A 16,130-nucleotide genomic window follows, 5' to 3' on the forward strand; every position below is an offset into this window, starting at 1 on the left:
ATTATAATTTTTGCTATCATAATTTGCAATGACTAAAACAGATAAGATATGGCTTGTGACGGCGCTTCCTCTTTTCGCGCTCATGGTCGTGATAATGGTGAGGGTTTTTTCCTATGACAGAAGTGTGGCGGGAAGCAGGGAGCTCAAAACCGATAAATACAGCATAGAGCTGGAGGGCGGGGAATTCATAGGTTTCTGGAGGAATTTCTATAAAATAAAGAAGGAATCCCCGGATAAAGCTCTGTCCATAAGGATTGTCTCGCCGGAAGACATGATGTACGCCATGGTAAATTTTGAAATAAAGGGAATCGACCCCTCAAGGGCGCAGTTGTCCGGCGCGGCCTTTTCGGAAATAGATAAATTCTTCAACACGATAAAATTCACTATCAGGGCGGGAAGCAGGAAGGACATCTCCTTGAAGATACAGGAGCAGGCGCCTCCCGCGCGGCGGGACGGATGAAAGAAGTTGAGGTAATGAGAGTTTTTTTTGATTTTGTCTCGGCTTCCGCCATGGTTATACTGATCACTAAGGATAAGAGCAGGGTGATGCCGGTCTGGATCGGGGTTTTTGAGGCGCAGGCCATCCAGAGCGCGCTGGACGGAGAGTCTTTTAAAAGGCCGATGACGCACGATCTTTTGAAAAATGTAATAAACGCATCCGGCGGCAGGGTGGATTATATCCTTATTTCCAAGGTTGTTGATAATACTTTCTACAGCAGCATATACATCGAGCGCGCCGGTTCTCAGACGGAAATTGACGCGCGGCCCTCCGACTCGATCTGTATCGCCGTTAAAACCGGCGCTAAAGTATATGTCGCGGATCCATTATATGATAAATTCGAAGAGAGAGAATCTTTTGAAAAAAAGCTTAAAAGCGATTTTTACAGCATGTTCCTTGAGAGCGTAAACAAGGATGAATTGAGGAAAGCCTGAATTTGAGATCATGAAAAAAACAAAATTAAAAAGCGGAAAGATAAAAGCTGTTTATCCGGGAAGTTTTGACCCCGTGACCATGGGGCATATAGATGTGGCAAAGCGCGCGATATCGGTTTTTGACGAAGTGGTGATAGCCGTTATAAACAACCCTTCCAAAAAAACCCGTTTTACCGTCGCGGAGAGAATTTCCATGTTGAAAAAATCCCTTGTCCGCGAGGGCCTTGGAAAGGTGAAAGTCGATTCTTTTGAAGGCCTTCTGGTTCATTATATGAAAACGATCAAAGCCGGTATAATAGTCAGGGGCTTGCGTGCCGTGAGCGATTTTGAGTATGAATTCCAGATGGCGCTCATGAACAGGGAGCTTGCCCCGGATATCGAGACCGTTTTTTTCATGACTGACGCCAAATATGCTTATTTGAGCTCGTCCATTGTCAAAGAAGTCGCATCCCTCGGCGGCGATGTGTCTTCCGCCGTTCCTCCGGCCGCCGCGGCCCAGCTTAAGAAGAACAGATGAATTCCGCTTTTACTGGCCATGGCGGTTTTTATGATAATCGCAACGGTGAAGCGGATGGCTAGCTTAAAAAATCGAGAGGATAATATTATCCCGGGGGAGAAACAATGATTAAAAATTTTGTTCTTGACACCAATGTTCTGATACACGATCCGGCGAGCATTTTTTCGTTCGGCGACAACAATGTCATCCTTCCCATCACCGTCATAGAGGAGCTGGACGGTTTGAAGAAGTTCCATGACGAGAGGGGCAAGAGCGCCCGAAGCGCCTCCCGCCGCATTGACGGGCTGAGGAAAAGGGGTTCCCTCGTCCAGGGTGTGCAGAGCAGGGAGGGTGGCACCGTGAAGGTGCTGATAGGCTCCGGAGAAAAACTGCCGGATTCTTTCGCCTCAAAAGCCGATAACACGATCCTTTCTTTCGCTGTGCACCTTAACAAAACGGAGGGCGGCGTTGTCTTTATCTCAAAAGACATAAATATGAGGATAAAGGCTCAGGTCCTCGGCCTTGAGACCGAGGATTATGAGACGATGAAAGTCAATTTCTCGGAGCTCTATAACGGCTGGAGGGAAATTGAAATGAGCCCGGAAGGAATAAATAAATTTTATTCGGACGGCGTGATCGTGCCGGAGGGCGAATTCATGGAGAACGAGTATCTGATAATGAAGAATGCCGCCGATCCCAAACAGACAGCCCTGGCGAGATTCAAGAAAGGCAAGGCGGTGAAGCTCCTTCAGCCCAAGAGCATGCTCTGGGGGGTGAAGCCGCTAAATGTGCAGCAGACCTTCGCGATAGAAAGTCTTCTGGACGACAAAATAAAACTTGTGGCTTTCCTCGGTATCGCCGGAACGGGAAAAACTCTGCTGGCGCTCGCCGGCGGTTTGTCAAAAGTTTTTGATGACAACGCCTACCGGAAGCTCCTGATATCCCGGCCTGTCATAGCGATGGGTAAGGATATAGGTTATCTCCCGGGTACTAAAGAAGAAAAGCTCGCGCCGTGGATGAGGGCTATCTACGATAATCTGGAATTTCTTGTTTCCGCCTCCGGCAAAGGCGAAATGGGAGGAGAAGACCTTGAATCGCAGGTGGACTGGCTCTTCTCCTCGGGGAAAATAGAGGTGGAGGCCCTGACCTACATAAGAGGCAGGAGCATTCCCAAACAATTTATGATCGTTGACGAAGCGCAGAATCTCACTCCCCACGAGCTGAAGACTATTGTTTCCCGCGCGGGAGAGGATACAAAAATAGTGCTGACCGGAGATCCTTACCAGATCGACAATCCTTATCTTGACGCCTCTTCCAACGGGCTGACATACATCATAGAAAGATTCAAGGGGCAGGAGGTGTTCTCCAGCATGACTTTTGTGACATCCGAACGCAGCCCCCTGGCGAGGCTTGCCGCCGAATTGCTGTGAGTGCGGCCAACGAAGCAAACGCGGAGGCTCTCCGCAAACAGATGCGCGTGGACCTTCATCTGCACACCTATTTCTCCGACGGTTTTTACAGCCCTGAAGAGCTGATAAGAAGGGCCTGTGTCGTCGGGCTCAGCGCCATCGCTCTCACCGATCATGACACGACAGATGGTGTGGAGAGGGCGGTTCTCGCCGGGGCCCGTTACGGCGTGGAGGTGATCCCCGCCATTGAGCTTTCAACGCAGGGCTTCAGCGACAAGCATGACGAGATACATATATTGGGTTATTACATAAACTGGAGAACGGTTTATTTCCAGAAGAAACTTTCGCTTTTCCGCGGCGCCCGTATTAAAAGGGCTCATGTGATCTGCGATAAACTTAACGGTATGGGGATCCCCATAGACAGAAAGGTCATTTTTGAAATGGAGGGGCACGGGAGCGTCGGAAGAATACATATAGCGAAAGCTCTTGTGGCGGGAGGCTATGTCAGGGACATAGATGACGCTTTTCAAAAATACCTGATCAGGGGCCGGCCGGCTTTCGCGCAGCGTTTGAGGCTTCTTCCCGAAGAGGCGATCGATATGATAATCAGTATCGGCGGGATCCCTGTGCTCGCGCATCCGAAATTCGGCGTTCCCACAAAAAAAATCGCGCAGTATCTCGTCAAAAAAGGCCTTAAAGGCATAGAGGTTTATTATCCGGGGCATTCGCCGGAGGAAATTCAGAAATACAGGTCATGGGCGGAAGAAATGGGCATTCTCGTCACGGGCGGATCCGATTGCCACGGCGAACTTCCGGGCAGGCCGGAGTCTATAGGCCGGCAGTACGTGCCGTATATGTCGGTGGTGAAGATGAAAGAGTTGAAATACATGATGATGAGGAAGAATATGAGGCTATTTGAAGAAGTATGACTACAGAAAAATTTTACAAGGAATATTATGGCAGCCCCGTGATAAGGGATGTGATAAAGGGGCAGTTCAATGACGCCGCTTTTGCCGTCGGAAGCGGACCTTTTTTGAAAAATCAGAAATGGCATTTTCCCGTGAAGATCTCGCCGGTATCCGCCCTGGACGAATTTATGGACGAGGGGCTTGATATTTACAGGCCGGCTGTTTCCACAGGCGATGCTTTTTATATATTCTGGGATCTTGAATACTATAACAAAAAACAGAGGTCCTATATTTACAGGCATCAGCGCAAAGTTTTTTCATGGATGGAGCCCTTTATAAAAGAGATAAGCTCCATGCTTTCCGGCTACGGCATCAATTATATCCTCGATACCACCGCGTCGGGTTATCACTACTGGATGAAGATCTCAAAAAAATCGGCTATCTTCAGAGCGCTCGCGGAAGAGGGTTTCATAGCTGAAAGCCTGAGGGAAAAATACTCCCGGGTTGTGCCCGGTGATGTAAAGCGTTCAAAACCCGTACCGGAAGAAGACGGCCGGGCCTACGACTGCGCGGGAAAACTGCTTGAATATCTTACACAAAAAATAAGACAGGAGATGCCGCGTGCGAAAGACGGGATAGACATGACAATTTCAGATTCACCTCCTGCCGGAGGCGTTCGCCACGACGGTTTTTCATCGGACATAACGCAGTACGCGCACCCGCTATTCATGAGGGTGTTCAGGGTTATAGCGTCTTTACATCAGAAGAACATACTCTACTATGGAGGAAGATTGCCCGCCGCGGACATAGTCAGGAGAAAACACATGTCTATATCAAAAGTGCTCGACTGTATGTGGGACGCGGGGAAAGCTGTCAGTCTTTTCCGCGATTTCTCACCCGCGCTTGATTATTCGGATAAAGGTTTTTTGAAACTTTTCAGCGAGTATAAAAAAAGCGTGACGGGAAAATTGCACAGGGAGTTTGAGAACGCCGCGCCGGAGAAATTAAACATTGCCGACGAGCCGGAAAAGATCAGGAAATATTTTGCCCCGAAAAAGGCCAACCCTTCTTTGCTGGAGCCCTCGGTTCTGCAGGGAATAATAGGCCATTATTCGGCGCTAGGCGCCGGAAAACTCAAGGGCGCTCTCAAGATCATAGGCGAGTATTATAACGATCCGTCGTACCGCTGGTATGACAAAGAGCGTTTTACGGGGATAGACTGGATAAAGTATGACGCCGTGCAGGCCGCGCATTTCTGGGGCAGGGTTTATTTCACGCAGTTTAAGCTGGACGGGAAGGTGAAAAATGGATAACAGATTTACGAAAAGGGCCCAGCGGGTGCTGGCCAACGCTGACAGGGCCGCGAAAGACATGAATCATTCCTATATAGGGAGTGAGCATGTGCTCGTTGGCCTTCTGATGCTCAGTGACGGAATAGCCGTGCAGATTCTCTCGGCGCTGGGCGTCAAAGCAGACGATATGATCAGGGATATAAAGAACCTTCTCGGCGAGGGAGACAATCTTATACGGCTGGGGCCGATTCCTTTTTCTCCGCGTGCCAAAAGGATAATAAACGGCGCATCCGTTGAGGCCAAGGCCCTGGGCCAGCCCTTCGTGGGCACCGAGCACATACTCCTGGCGGTGCTCGGCGAGGCCAGCGGCATCGCCGCGCAGGTTCTCAGATCTGCGGGTGTTTCCTACGATGCGGTGATGGATTACCTGAAAGAATCGCCCGATACCGGAGAAATTTTTTCTCCCTCTCCGGAAAAAAATACGGCTTTTTCGCCGCCGGTCAAAACGCCGCTCCTCAATAAATTCAGCAGGGATCTCACAAAGGCCGCGCGTGACGGCGAGCTGGATCCCGTAGTGGGAAGGGGAAAAGAGGTATCGAGGGTCATACAGATACTCTGCCGCCGCACCAAAAACAATCCGGTTCTCATAGGGGATCCGGGCGTCGGGAAAACGGCCGTCGTGGAGGGCATAGCCCAGCACATCGTCAGCGAGAGCGTGCCGGAGATAATTCACGGCAAGAGAGTGGTGTCTCTTGATATGGGCTCTGTTGTCGCCGGCACCAAATACAGGGGCGAGTTTGAGGACAGGATGAGAAAACTGCTGGATGAGATAAAAAAAGAAAAAGGGCAGATAATACTTTTTATAGACGAGCTCCATCTTGTCGTGGGCAGCGGCTCCGCGGAAGGCGCGCCGATGGATGCCGCAAATATGCTCAAGCCTCTTCTTGCCCGGGGTGAGCTGCAGTGCATCGGGGCCACCACGCTGAATGAATACAGAAAATACATAGAGAAAGACGCGGCTCTGGCCCGGCGCTTTCAGCCGGTGATGCTCGACGCGCCGACGGTGGAGGAGACGATTGAGATATTGAAAGGCCTCAGGGATAAATACGAGGCCTATCACGGCGTCAGTTACAGCGATGAGGCGCTTCAGGCGGCCGCGCAGCTTTCGGACAGATATATAACCGACAGGTTCCTTCCGGACAAGGCCATTGACCTTGTGGATGAGGCGGGCAGCGAGATCAGGATAAAAAAATCGGAGCGATCCCCTGAATTCATGGCATTGCAGAAAAAGCTCAAGGGAATACGCTCGGAAAAAGCCGAGGCCATATCGGGCCAGGAATTTGAGAAAGCCGCGCTGCTGAAAAAAGAGGAAACCCGCATTGCGGACGAGCTCCAGAAAATAAAAGAAGCAAACAAGGGAGATAAAACAGTCACAGAGGTGACCGCCGAGGACATGGCGCGGATTGTCGCGGGCGTGACGGGCATACCTGTTTTTAAGCTGACGGAAAAAGAATCCCAGAGGCTTTTAAATATGGAGAAGGAGCTTCACAAGGACATTGTTTCCCAGGATGAGGCCATTAGCGTTGTTTCCAGGGCTCTGCGCCGGGCGCGGACGGGTTTGCATGAATCCGGCCGTCCGATAGGTTCGTTTATTTTTCTCGGTCCCACGGGAGTGGGCAAGACGTATCTGGCGCAATGCCTGGCGAAGTTCCTCTTTGGCGACGAGGATTCCGTTGTAAGGGTGGATATGTCCGAGTATATGGAACGGCACAGCGTCTCGCGCCTCGTGGGGGCGCCTCCCGGTTATGTGGGTTATGACGAAGGGGGCCTTTTGACAGGCCTTGTGCGCCGCAAGCCGTATTCGGTCATTCTGCTGGATGAGATAGAGAAGGCGCATCCCGATGTGTTCAATATACTTCTTCAGATAATGGATTCGGGTTTTCTGACGGATTCGCTCGGACACAGGGTGAATTTTAAAAATACCGTTTTGATCATGACGAGTAATCTGGGAGTTAAAAGCGCCGGCGAAAACAGGAGCATGGGTTTCGCCGAAAAGAGCGAGTATGATTTCAAGGAAATGGAAAATGAGATAAAAGAAGAGCTGAAAAAATATTTCCGGCCGGAATTTCTCAATAGGATAGACGCCGCTGTCGTGTTCAGGCATCTCTCAAAAGAGGATGTCCTGAAAATCGTGGACATGCTGCTTGCGCGATTGAAAAAGCGTCTTGATGAGAAAAATATCAGCGTTGAATTCGATGAGAAAACGAAAGAGTTCCTTGCCGAAAAAGGTTTTGATAAATCCAGCGGCGCGCGTCTCTTGAAAAGAACGATACAGGATATTGTTGAGGACCCCCTCTCGGAGCGGATATTATCATCAGGGCTCTCCACCGGAGCGAAATTAAAAGCCGTGGTAAAAGACGGTAAAATAGACTTTGCACCCATATCGCCGGAAAAGACAAATACCGGGGGCTGACTTAATTACGCCCAGACGAGCGTTTTTGTGACCTTTTCTTCCGTCTCTACCGGATAGATGCGGTAAACCAGTTCTTCGGGTTTGAACCAGAGCTTGATCTCTCTTTCCGCTTCCTCGGGAGAGGATGACGCGTGTATTATATTTTCAAAAAGGCCCTTTGTGGTGATCCTGCCGTATGATCCGCGTATTGAGGTCGGGTCGGCTGATTCGGGGTTTGTGCCGCCGCAGATGTTGCGCACGAGGCCGATGGCGTTGTCCCCGTGATAAACCAGCGCGAGGACTTTTTTTCTGCCGTGGAGATTGCCCATAAGGTAATCAAGCAATTCGTCAAAAAAGGGTTTGTCTTTCATGTGGCAGTAATGTTCGCCCGCCAGTTCCCGGCTCACACAGACGGCTTTTGCCGCGGCGATCTCCAGTTTTGCCTCGGAGAGGCGCGTGAGAATATTCCCTGTGAGGGATTTCTTCAGCCCGTCCGGTTTAATAATCACCAATGTTTGTTCAGCCATAATTAACAGCAGAATAGTAAATTACCTCATAAAAATCAAGGCCCGGCGATTTCCCGCTTGTGTGATAAATATCAACTTGCATTAAAACCCGTTTCTTGTATATAATTTGGCTATGGGCATAAAGCAATCGCATAGAAAATATGACAGAATAAAAGATACCCTGCTTCTGGACGTGTATAAGCCGGGCGCTTTTCAGCCGGCCTGCCGGGCTTGTCTGACGGATATCAGCGCAGGAGGCGCCGGGCTGGAATCCACATACCGGTTTAACCTCGGAGACAGGATAAACCTTGTTTTTAAAATGGAAGATGATAAAGAATATGTGATAGACGCCGTCGTCAGGAGAGTGTCCCGTTCCACGGGGACTTTTTCTTACGGGGTTGAATTTATCGCAGAGGGTTTTTTCAAGCGCTGGGCTCTGAAAAAGTTCGTCAAAAAACTTCTTAACTCCTGAATGAAGCATTTAGCGGCGCCGTGGAGAGACAAATATTTTGACATGAAACAGGACGGGTGTATTTTCTGTAAGGCTGCCAAGGCGAAAAAAGACAGCGAAAATTTTGTTGTCATGAGGGGCGAGAAATGCTTTCTCATGCTGAATCTTTTCCCTTACACAAATGCTCATGTGATGGCCGCGCCGTATAGACATATAGGAGATGTGACGAAGCTCAGCGTTGATGAAACCTCGGAGATGGCCGCAATGGTCGTTAAAGCGGTTACCGCGATGAAAAAACTTTTTCGTTGCGAAGGTTTTAACATAGGCGTGAATCAGGGCGCCGCCGCCGGCGCGGGTTTCGCGTCTCACATACACACGCACGTAGTCGGGCGCTGGAAGGGAGATACCAATTTTATGACAACTCTTGCCGCCACGCGCGTGACGCCCTCGTCTCCGGAAAAAATATATAAGATGCTCAAAAGGGAGATGTCGTAGATCATGGAAGTCGTTTTTCTCTCATCCGAGGTGGTGCCTTTCGCCAAAACCGGCGGCCTCGCCGATGTGGGAAGGGCTCTTCCCGACGCGCTTGCGGCTGCGGGGCTCAAAGTAAATGTTTTTATGCCGCTGTACGGGGTTGTCGAGTCTAAAAAGGCGGGGATTAAAAAAATAAAGAAACTTTCTTTGCGATTCGGCGGCAGAACGTACGAGTATGAGGTCTGCGGAAAAGAAGAAAAAGGGGTGAATTTTTATTTTATAAAACAGAAAGTTTTTTTTGACCGCGAGGGGATCTATGGTTCTTTAACCGGCGATTATCCGGACAATGCCCCGCGTTTCATTTTTTTTCAGAAAGCTGTCCTCCATTCTCTGAAAAGTTTAAAGATAAAAGCGGATGTAATACATCTGAACGACTGGCAAACAGCTCTTTTGCCGAAATTTCTTTTAAACGGGCAATCGCCCGTGCCGACTGTGCTCACGGTGCACAATCTCGCGTATCAGGGCGAATACGAAGCGAAATCAGCTAAGTACTCGGGGCTTAAAAAGAGCGAACTGCTTTACGGCAGCAGGTTCAACAGCCTCGCCTACGGTATCAGCAGCGCAACCGCGGTTACAACGGTGAGCCCCACATACGCTAAAGAAATGAAGACGAAAAAGTTCGGCTGCGGCCTGGAATATTTTCTGAAAAAAAGAGGCCCTTATTTCAAGGGCATATTGAACGGCCTTGATTACGGCCTCTGGAATCCCTCTTCTGACAGGGCGATAGCCGCATCTTACAGCGCGACTTCTCCTGAAGGCAAAGAAAAATGCAAGAAAGCTCTGCAGAAGGAAATGGGCCTTCCTCAGACTGACGCGATGCTCGTCAGTTTTGTGGGGCGTCTTGCCATGCAGAAGGGCATGGATATAATGGTGCCGGCCCTTCAAAGATTGATCTCCGGCAAAATACAGTTTGTGATGCTCGGAACGGGGGATGTCCATTATCATCGTGTTTTGAGCGTGCTGGCGAAACGCTTTCCTAAAAATTTCGCTCTGCGCCTTGATTTTGACAACGATCTGGCGCACAGGATCTACGCGGGAAGTGATCTGTTCCTTATGCCGTCGCAGTATGAGCCCTGCGGCCTGGGGCAGATGATAGCTTTTTCATACGGCGCCGTTCCTGTCGTCAACAAAGTGGGCGGGCTCCTGGACACGGTATCCGAATATTCTCCCCACAGGAAAACGGGCACGGGTTTTCTGCTCGAGGATTACAGTTCCGCCGCTCTTGAAAAGGCTCTGCGCAAAGCCATGGGCATTTATGCCCGGCCGGCTCTCTTCAGGGAATTGTCCGCGCGCTGCATGAGACAGAGATTTTCGTGGCAAAAATCCGCTTTAAAATATATACGGCTGTATAACAAACTCATAGCTGAAGCCGTTGAGGAGAACAGATAATGGAAATAGGCATCTCCACAGGGCTTTTTTATCACAAGGATATTTTCCCCTGCCTTGATAAGTTCGCCCGGGCCGGTTTCCAGAATATAGAGATCTGGGCCGGAGCGGGGGATTGGGGGAAAAACACCCACTTTGATTATAACGACGAAGATGTGCTGGTCAAGATCAAGACGATGGCGTCTCTTAAAAAAATGAATATATGTTCCGTGAACGCGCCTTTCAGCGGTAATCTTGATATTTCCTCTGTTGATGAGATACAGAGGAGCATAGCTGTGAGCGAAATAAAAAAAGCCGTTGTGCTGTGTGAATTTTTCAAAGCGGGGTATCTCGTCGTTCATCCGGCGGTGAAGGCCCTGCCGCTGACGGACAGGGCTTTCGTGGAAAAGAAAATCAGCCAGGTAAAAAAAAGCCTGGCCGATATCCTTGATAACGCCATGCTCCACGGGGTGAAGATCGCCTGCGAAAACCCCTCCCCGAATCTTCTGGGGGGCTGGGCGCAGGACCTCATGGAAATAATAAAGGATTTTCCCAAAGAGCACATGGGGATATGCCTTGATACCGGACACGCGAACCTGATAGAGCCGCCGGATCAATATCTTGAGAAAATGGCGCCGCGCCTGATGGCGCTGCATGTGTCGGATAATTCCGGAGATTATTCTTCCCATCTTCCTCCGGGTGACGGTAAAATAGACTGGAAGAAATTCGCCGCGGCGCTGCATAAATGCGGTTTTAAGGGTGTGTTTATGCTGGAGATACTCGGCGCCGCGCGGTTTTCGGATCCCGCGCAGGTGTTGAAAAAAGCCTTTGATAACGCGTCGGAAATCGTGAGAAAGGGGGATATGTGAAGATAGGGATAATGTCGGATTCGCATGAAAACATGCCGGCGATATCCGAGGCCGTGAAAATCTTTAACCTCGAGAAGGTGGAGAAGGTTTTTCACGCCGGAGATATGATCTCCCCCATAACGCATGCCGAATTCAGAAAACTCAAATGTCCCATGATAGCCGTTTTCGGCAACAATGACGGCGAGAGGGCATACCTCAGGGAGAAATTCAGGGGGCTGGCGGAATTTTATGATTTTTACAGCGGCGCCTGCGGCGGACGAAGGGTGTTCATGGTGCATGTGCCGGATTTTGTTGAGGATATAGCATCTAAAGGCAATTATGACATTGTCATATACGGACACACGCACAAAACCGACATAAGAAAATCGGGCGGTGCGCTGATAATCAATCCCGGCGAATGCGGTTCATGGCTTCTGGGAAAAAAATCCGTGGTTATACTTGAAACAGAGGATTTATCCCACAGGCTGATAGATTTGAGTTAAAGGGAGGTTCGGCTTTATGGATATGATTGACATTCTGACGGCGGCGGTTAAGATGGGGGTTTCCGATATTCATGTTGTGCCGAAAAAACCCGTGATGGTCAGGAAAAACGGTGCCATGATCCCGCTTCCCGAATATCAGGACACGCCTCTTTCGGGAGATGATACAAAAACGCTTATATACGGAATGCTCCTCGACGATCAGAAGAGCCAGTTTGAGGAGCACCACGAGCTTGACTGCTCTTTCCAGATAGAAAATATCAGCCGCTTCCGGGTCAATGTCCTCATGCAGAAAGACGGCGTCGCCGGGGTGCTTCGAGTTATATCTTCGGCAATACCGTCTCCGGAAGCGCTGGCCTTCACGCCGGCCATGATGGAATGCATGAAATATCCCAGGGGCATGGTGCTCGTCACAGGGCCCACGGGTTCGGGTAAATCCACGACTCTCGCGGCGATGCTCGAAACGATCAATAAGGAAAGGAAGGATCACATCCTCACCATAGAAGACCCGATAGAATTCGTCTATCAGTCAAAGGGCTGCGTTTTTACCCAGAGGGAGGTGGGCGCCCACACCAACAGTTTCACGAGCGCCCTGCGGGCGGCGCTGAGGGAAGACCCCGATATCGTTCTCGTCGGGGAAATGCGGGACCTTGAAACAATAGGCGCGGCTCTGACCATAGCCGAAACCGGCCATCTTGTTTTCGGGACTCTTCACACCACAGACGCCCCCCAGACGGTTGACAGGATCATAGATGTTTTCCCCTCCCACCAGCAGGCTCAGGTCAGGACACAGCTGTCGGTGACGCTCAAAGCGGTGATAACGCAGCAGCTCCTGCCGACGCCCGACGGAAAAGGCCGCGTGGCCGCCAGAGAGATCCTCATCGTTACCCCCGCCGTGGCCAACCTCATAAGAGACGGTAAAACCCATCTCATTTACGGCGCTCTTGAGACCGGGATGAAATTCGGCATGATATCCATGGACAAAGCCCTCGCCCAGCTTGTAAAGGCGGGAAAAGTAACCAAGGAGGCGGCGCTGGCGAAATCCGGCAACCCGGAAATGATGAATCAGTATATCGCCTCCATTGGACGGGCTCCCGGAGGAATGTCGGCAGGCGTGCCCGGATCCGGCGGCGCCGGACCCGCCAAAAGGTCGTTTTGAACATGCGCTCCTCCGCGTTTAATAATTTTTTTGAAGGGGTTTCTACAGTGTCACTATTTGCTTCTTCACAAAGAGTGAGTTTTAGGATAAAATTCTAAGGAGTAAGGAATATGAGCGAGCTTAACGATTATCTAAAAGAACTTGTGGCGCTTCACGGCAGCGATCTGCATCTGAAATGCGGCCAGCCGCCCATATACAGGGTAAACGGCCAACTGACGAAAAGTGAGGAAGCGCCCTTAGGCGCGGTGGAGATCGAGGATCTTTTTAAATCCGCCGTCGGTGAAAAAAAATATTTCCGCTTCGTGGAAGAAAAGGAATATGATTTTGCCGTGGCGATAGAAGGGATGGGCAGGTTCAGAGGAAATCTTTTTTTCCAGAAGAACACACCCGGCGGCGTGTTCCGCCTGATACCGGAGGATATTCCATCCATAGACGAAATGGGGCTTCCGCAGGTTCTCAAGGAAATAGTGAAGAAACCCAACGGCCTTGTCCTTGTCGTCGGCCCCACGGGTTCGGGTAAATCAACGACGCTGGCGACGATGATAAACGAGATAAACAAAACCGAAAAACTCAACATAATAACTGTGGAAGACCCCATAGAGTTCGTTCACAAAGACGCCCTGTCCATCGTGAATCAGCGCGAAATAGGCATGGATACCGCCTCGTGGGAGAGTTCGCTCAAAAGAGCGCTGCGGCAGGATCCCGATGTTATACTCGTGGGAGAGATGAGGGACGCATCTTCTATCTCAATCGCTCTGAGCGCCGCCGAAACCGGCCATCTTGTTTTTTCCACGCTCCACACAAATGACGCCAAGCAGACAATAGAAAGAATTGTTGATTCTTTTCCTGGCGATGTCCATGATGTTGTGCGCCATCAGCTCTCGCTTTCGCTTGTTGCAATTGTCTCGCAGCGGCTCTGCAGGACCAAGGACGGCCATGGCCGTGTCGCCGCTCTCGAGATAATGATCAACACCCCTGTGATCGCCAGGGCCATAGAAGAGAACCAGCCGGGGAAAATACAGCAGTTTATAGCGGACTCCGCCTCTTTCTATAAAATGGCCACGCTCAACCAGTCTCTGTTCCGCCTCATCACTGAGGATAAGATAAGCGAGGAAGAGGCGATGGGCATAAGCAATAATCCGAACGACCTTAAGATCAAAATAAAGACCACGGGGCAGGCGGCTGAAGCCGCCTCGACGGCGGAAGCCGAAAAAAAGGTGAGGAAGTTCTGATGCTGAAAAAGAAGCTTGAGGGCATACCTCTTTTCGCGGCGCTGGATGCGGATGAGCTTGAGGCGCTCGCGGCGATCTCGGAGATAAAAACATATACGAAGGAAACTCTCATTTTCTCCGAGGGAGACACCGGCAAGGACATTTATTTTCTTGTCAGCGGCGAGGTGCGCATAAGAAAAAAAATATCCTCGGGTTTCAAGACCATAGCGGTGCTGCGCGCCGGAGATATTTTCGGCGAGATGTCTTTTTTTGAAAACGCCCCCCGCTCGGCGGATGCTTTCGCTCCTATGGATTGCGATATTCTCAGCATAAAAGGAGAGGCCTTTGAGAGTTTTCTTTCGGACAAGCCGCGTAAGAGTTTCAGCATCCTCATGAAGATGCTGGCGATATCGTCATCAAGGCTCCGGAACATGGACAGGTATTTCACAACGCTCTATCAGACAGCCAGGATCATGGCATCCTGCGGCAGCGTCGGGGAGCTGGCGGAGAAGATCCTGCCGGAGATCATTAATTCGCTCTCTGTTTCCGGGGCGGCTGTGTATATGCGCAGCATGTACGAGGATGAGTATGATCTCATCTCGAGCATTCCCGCCGGGGAAGAGAGTGCTGTTTCCGGCAAAGCGCCGTTTGTACGGAAGCTCGCATCGGGAGAGACTTTCTGCGACGGCAATGTGAAAGAGGCGCCCGGCATGCGCTTTTTCGCGCCCATAGGAGCGGAAGACGGGCTTATGGGTTTTATAGCTCTCTCGGCTGAAAAAGACCCCGCCCTTGAAGACAGTATACTCGTGGGCACGATCTGTAATATGATAAACCCTGTCATAATCAATTTGAGGACGAAGCAGGAGGAGCTTATGAAAAACAGGCTCAAGCAGCAGAAATGGCAGCTTTAGCCAGACTTTTCTTAGCGCATGTCATAGCGGATTTTCCGCTTCAGTTTGACGGCATATTCGCGTGGAAGAAAAGAAGCTACATGGGTTGTCTTATCCACAGCGTCATACATGCCGCTGTGACGGTGTTATTTTTTCTCGGGAGCCTGAGGTTATATTCTTTCTGGGCTTATATAATCCTGCTCATAGCCGTCCACAGTTATCAGGATTACACGAAGGTGAATCTCTGGAAAAACCCGGAAGATGACAAGATCTCATATTTTCTTATAGACCAGATCCTGCATGTCGCTTTCATTTTCCTGGCGCTGCTTTTCCCTTTTTCGGCGGATGCGGCTTATTATGGAAGCCTGCTCCCCGCCGAATGGCTGATACTCTATAACGACACCTCTTTTATGAATATTGTTTCAGGGGCCATCCTCGCCGGCTGGGGCGGGGTGGTGCTGCTGTACTATATGGACAAGAGCGTTTATAAAGTCGAGATCGATGAACTGTCCAGATTTGAAAGGAGCTACGGCGTTGTTGAGCGCGCCCTTGTGGTCATTGTTATAATGAAAGGCGGGCTTTTTTATCTTCTTGTACCTTGTCTTTTTCTGCTGAGGCTTTCGGGTATGAGAAGGCAGCCTCTTTACAGAGGGGTTATATCTCTGGTTTTTTCTTCCGTGATAGGTCTCAGCGTGCATCTTGGCAACACATACGCGGCTTTCTGAATCCCCGGTTTCCGGGGGCTTGCCAACGGAATAAACTTTAGTACAATGCTGATGAAATCTCGCTTTCCGGAACTTGATGAAGGCGTGGAATTAATAAATGATGACTTCTGAAAAAATGCATTGCAAACGCATGCTACCGAGGCGGTCTGAAAAATGCCTGCAGTGTTTTTAAAGACCGGCCTGTCTAAAAACAACAGATCCTAAAATGTTCAGAATAAAAACTTGTTGCTATTTTTGTGATGAAGAGACGCGGGTTTCAACCTGTCTCCGGGGGAGGATTTATGGCTTATTGTCCGCATTGCGAAGAACGTTATTATGAAGAGTGCTGTCCGATTTGCGGCCATCCGCTTGACTGCGGCTGCGATGAAGATGATGAAGACGAAGATGAAGATAAGGATATGGAGTAGCTTTTAAAACACACTCTTTTTAATTCAGAGATTGTCCCTATCCC

The 16,130-nt window shown here is 50.0% G+C and carries 17 protein-coding genes; 16 read left to right on the top strand and 1 reads right to left on the bottom strand.

Translation table 11 applies throughout. The annotated features are described in order from the left end of the window. Positions 1 to 28: 28 nt before the first annotated feature. From FP827_06105 to FP827_06135, 7 genes are all read left to right on the top strand, one after another. Positions 29 to 460: a hypothetical protein gene (locus FP827_06105; protein ID MBA3052640.1), complete on the top strand. Its 432-nt coding sequence runs from the start codon at positions 29 to 31 to the stop codon at positions 458 to 460. Continuing rightward, positions 457 to 933 (top strand): bifunctional nuclease family protein, encoded by a 477-nt coding sequence (locus tag FP827_06110; GenBank protein ID MBA3052641.1) that lies wholly within the window; start codon positions 457 to 459, stop codon positions 931 to 933. Before FP827_06105 ends, FP827_06110 begins: the two co-directional genes overlap by 4 nt. A gap of 10 nt (positions 934 to 943) precedes the next feature. Next, positions 944 to 1,450 (top strand): pantetheine-phosphate adenylyltransferase, encoded by a 507-nt coding sequence (gene coaD, locus FP827_06115; protein ID MBA3052642.1) that lies wholly within the window; start codon positions 944 to 946, stop codon positions 1,448 to 1,450. Between the two features lie 104 nt (positions 1,451 to 1,554). Continuing rightward, positions 1,555 to 2,859: a PhoH family protein gene (locus tag FP827_06120; protein ID MBA3052643.1), complete on the top strand. Its 1,305-nt coding sequence runs from the start codon at positions 1,555 to 1,557 to the stop codon at positions 2,857 to 2,859. Beyond that, positions 2,856 to 3,767 carry a PHP domain-containing protein gene (locus tag FP827_06125; protein ID MBA3052644.1) on the top strand — a complete coding sequence of 304 codons (912 nt, stop codon included), beginning with the start codon at positions 2,856 to 2,858 and terminating at the stop codon, positions 3,765 to 3,767. Before FP827_06120 ends, FP827_06125 begins: the two co-directional genes overlap by 4 nt. Then, on the top strand, positions 3,764 to 5,059 hold the full coding sequence (locus FP827_06130) for a hypothetical protein (GenBank protein ID MBA3052645.1): 1,296 nt from the start codon (positions 3,764 to 3,766) through the stop codon (positions 5,057 to 5,059). Before FP827_06125 ends, FP827_06130 begins: the two co-directional genes overlap by 4 nt. Then, positions 5,052 to 7,511, top strand: a complete 2,460-nt coding sequence (locus tag FP827_06135; GenBank protein ID MBA3052646.1) for an ATP-dependent Clp protease ATP-binding subunit — start codon at positions 5,052 to 5,054, stop codon at positions 7,509 to 7,511. The genes FP827_06130 and FP827_06135 overlap by 8 nt, the downstream gene beginning before the upstream one ends. Positions 7,512 to 7,516: 5 nt before the next feature. On the opposite strand, the gene FP827_06140 is transcribed toward FP827_06135, so the two are convergent. Next, positions 7,517 to 8,017 carry a nucleoside-diphosphate kinase gene (locus FP827_06140; protein MBA3052647.1) on the bottom strand — a complete coding sequence of 167 codons (501 nt, stop codon included), beginning with the start codon at positions 8,015 to 8,017 and terminating at the stop codon, positions 7,517 to 7,519. 112 nt (positions 8,018 to 8,129) lie between these two features. On the opposite strand from FP827_06140, the gene FP827_06145 reads away from it, so the two are divergent. The 9 genes from FP827_06145 (at position 8,130) to FP827_06185 (ending at position 15,679) form a co-directional block, all read left to right on the top strand. Further along, complete coding sequence (locus tag FP827_06145) at positions 8,130 to 8,468, top strand: PilZ domain-containing protein (protein ID MBA3052648.1); 339 nt, start codon at positions 8,130 to 8,132, stop codon at positions 8,466 to 8,468. Then, positions 8,469 to 8,942, top strand: a complete 474-nt coding sequence (locus tag FP827_06150) for an HIT domain-containing protein (GenBank protein ID MBA3052649.1) — start codon at positions 8,469 to 8,471, stop codon at positions 8,940 to 8,942. It abuts the gene before it with no gap. A 3-nt stretch (positions 8,943 to 8,945) separates the two neighbouring features. Further along, entirely contained in the window at positions 8,946 to 10,370 is a 1,425-nt protein-coding gene (locus tag FP827_06155) for a glycogen synthase (protein ID MBA3052650.1), read from the top strand. After that, entirely contained in the window at positions 10,370 to 11,215 is an 846-nt protein-coding gene (locus FP827_06160; GenBank protein MBA3052651.1) for a sugar phosphate isomerase/epimerase, read from the top strand. Before FP827_06155 ends, FP827_06160 begins: the two co-directional genes overlap by 1 nt. After that, the gene (locus FP827_06165; protein ID MBA3052652.1) at positions 11,212 to 11,697 is read left to right on the top strand and encodes a metallophosphoesterase; all 486 of its coding nucleotides are present in this window, start codon (positions 11,212 to 11,214) and stop codon (positions 11,695 to 11,697) included. The genes FP827_06160 and FP827_06165 overlap by 4 nt, the downstream gene beginning before the upstream one ends. A 16-nt stretch (positions 11,698 to 11,713) precedes the next feature. Continuing rightward, positions 11,714 to 12,853, top strand: a complete 1,140-nt coding sequence (locus tag FP827_06170) for a type IV pilus twitching motility protein PilT (GenBank protein MBA3052653.1) — start codon at positions 11,714 to 11,716, stop codon at positions 12,851 to 12,853. A gap of 110 nt (positions 12,854 to 12,963) precedes the next feature. Next, positions 12,964 to 14,085, top strand: coding sequence for a PilT/PilU family type 4a pilus ATPase (locus FP827_06175; GenBank protein ID MBA3052654.1), 1,122 nt, complete (start codon positions 12,964 to 12,966; stop codon positions 14,083 to 14,085). Beyond that, positions 14,085 to 14,975: a cyclic nucleotide-binding domain-containing protein gene (locus FP827_06180; protein ID MBA3052655.1), complete on the top strand. Its 891-nt coding sequence runs from the start codon at positions 14,085 to 14,087 to the stop codon at positions 14,973 to 14,975. Before FP827_06175 ends, FP827_06180 begins: the two co-directional genes overlap by 1 nt. Further along, on the top strand, positions 14,963 to 15,679 hold the full coding sequence (locus tag FP827_06185) for a DUF3307 domain-containing protein (GenBank protein MBA3052656.1): 717 nt from the start codon (positions 14,963 to 14,965) through the stop codon (positions 15,677 to 15,679). The genes FP827_06180 and FP827_06185 overlap by 13 nt, the downstream gene beginning before the upstream one ends. The last annotated feature ends 451 nt before the right edge of the window (positions 15,680 to 16,130 follow it).

The organism is Candidatus Omnitrophota bacterium (assembly GCA_013791745.1).
GTDB lineage: Bacteria > CG03 > CG03 > CG03 > CG03 > CG03.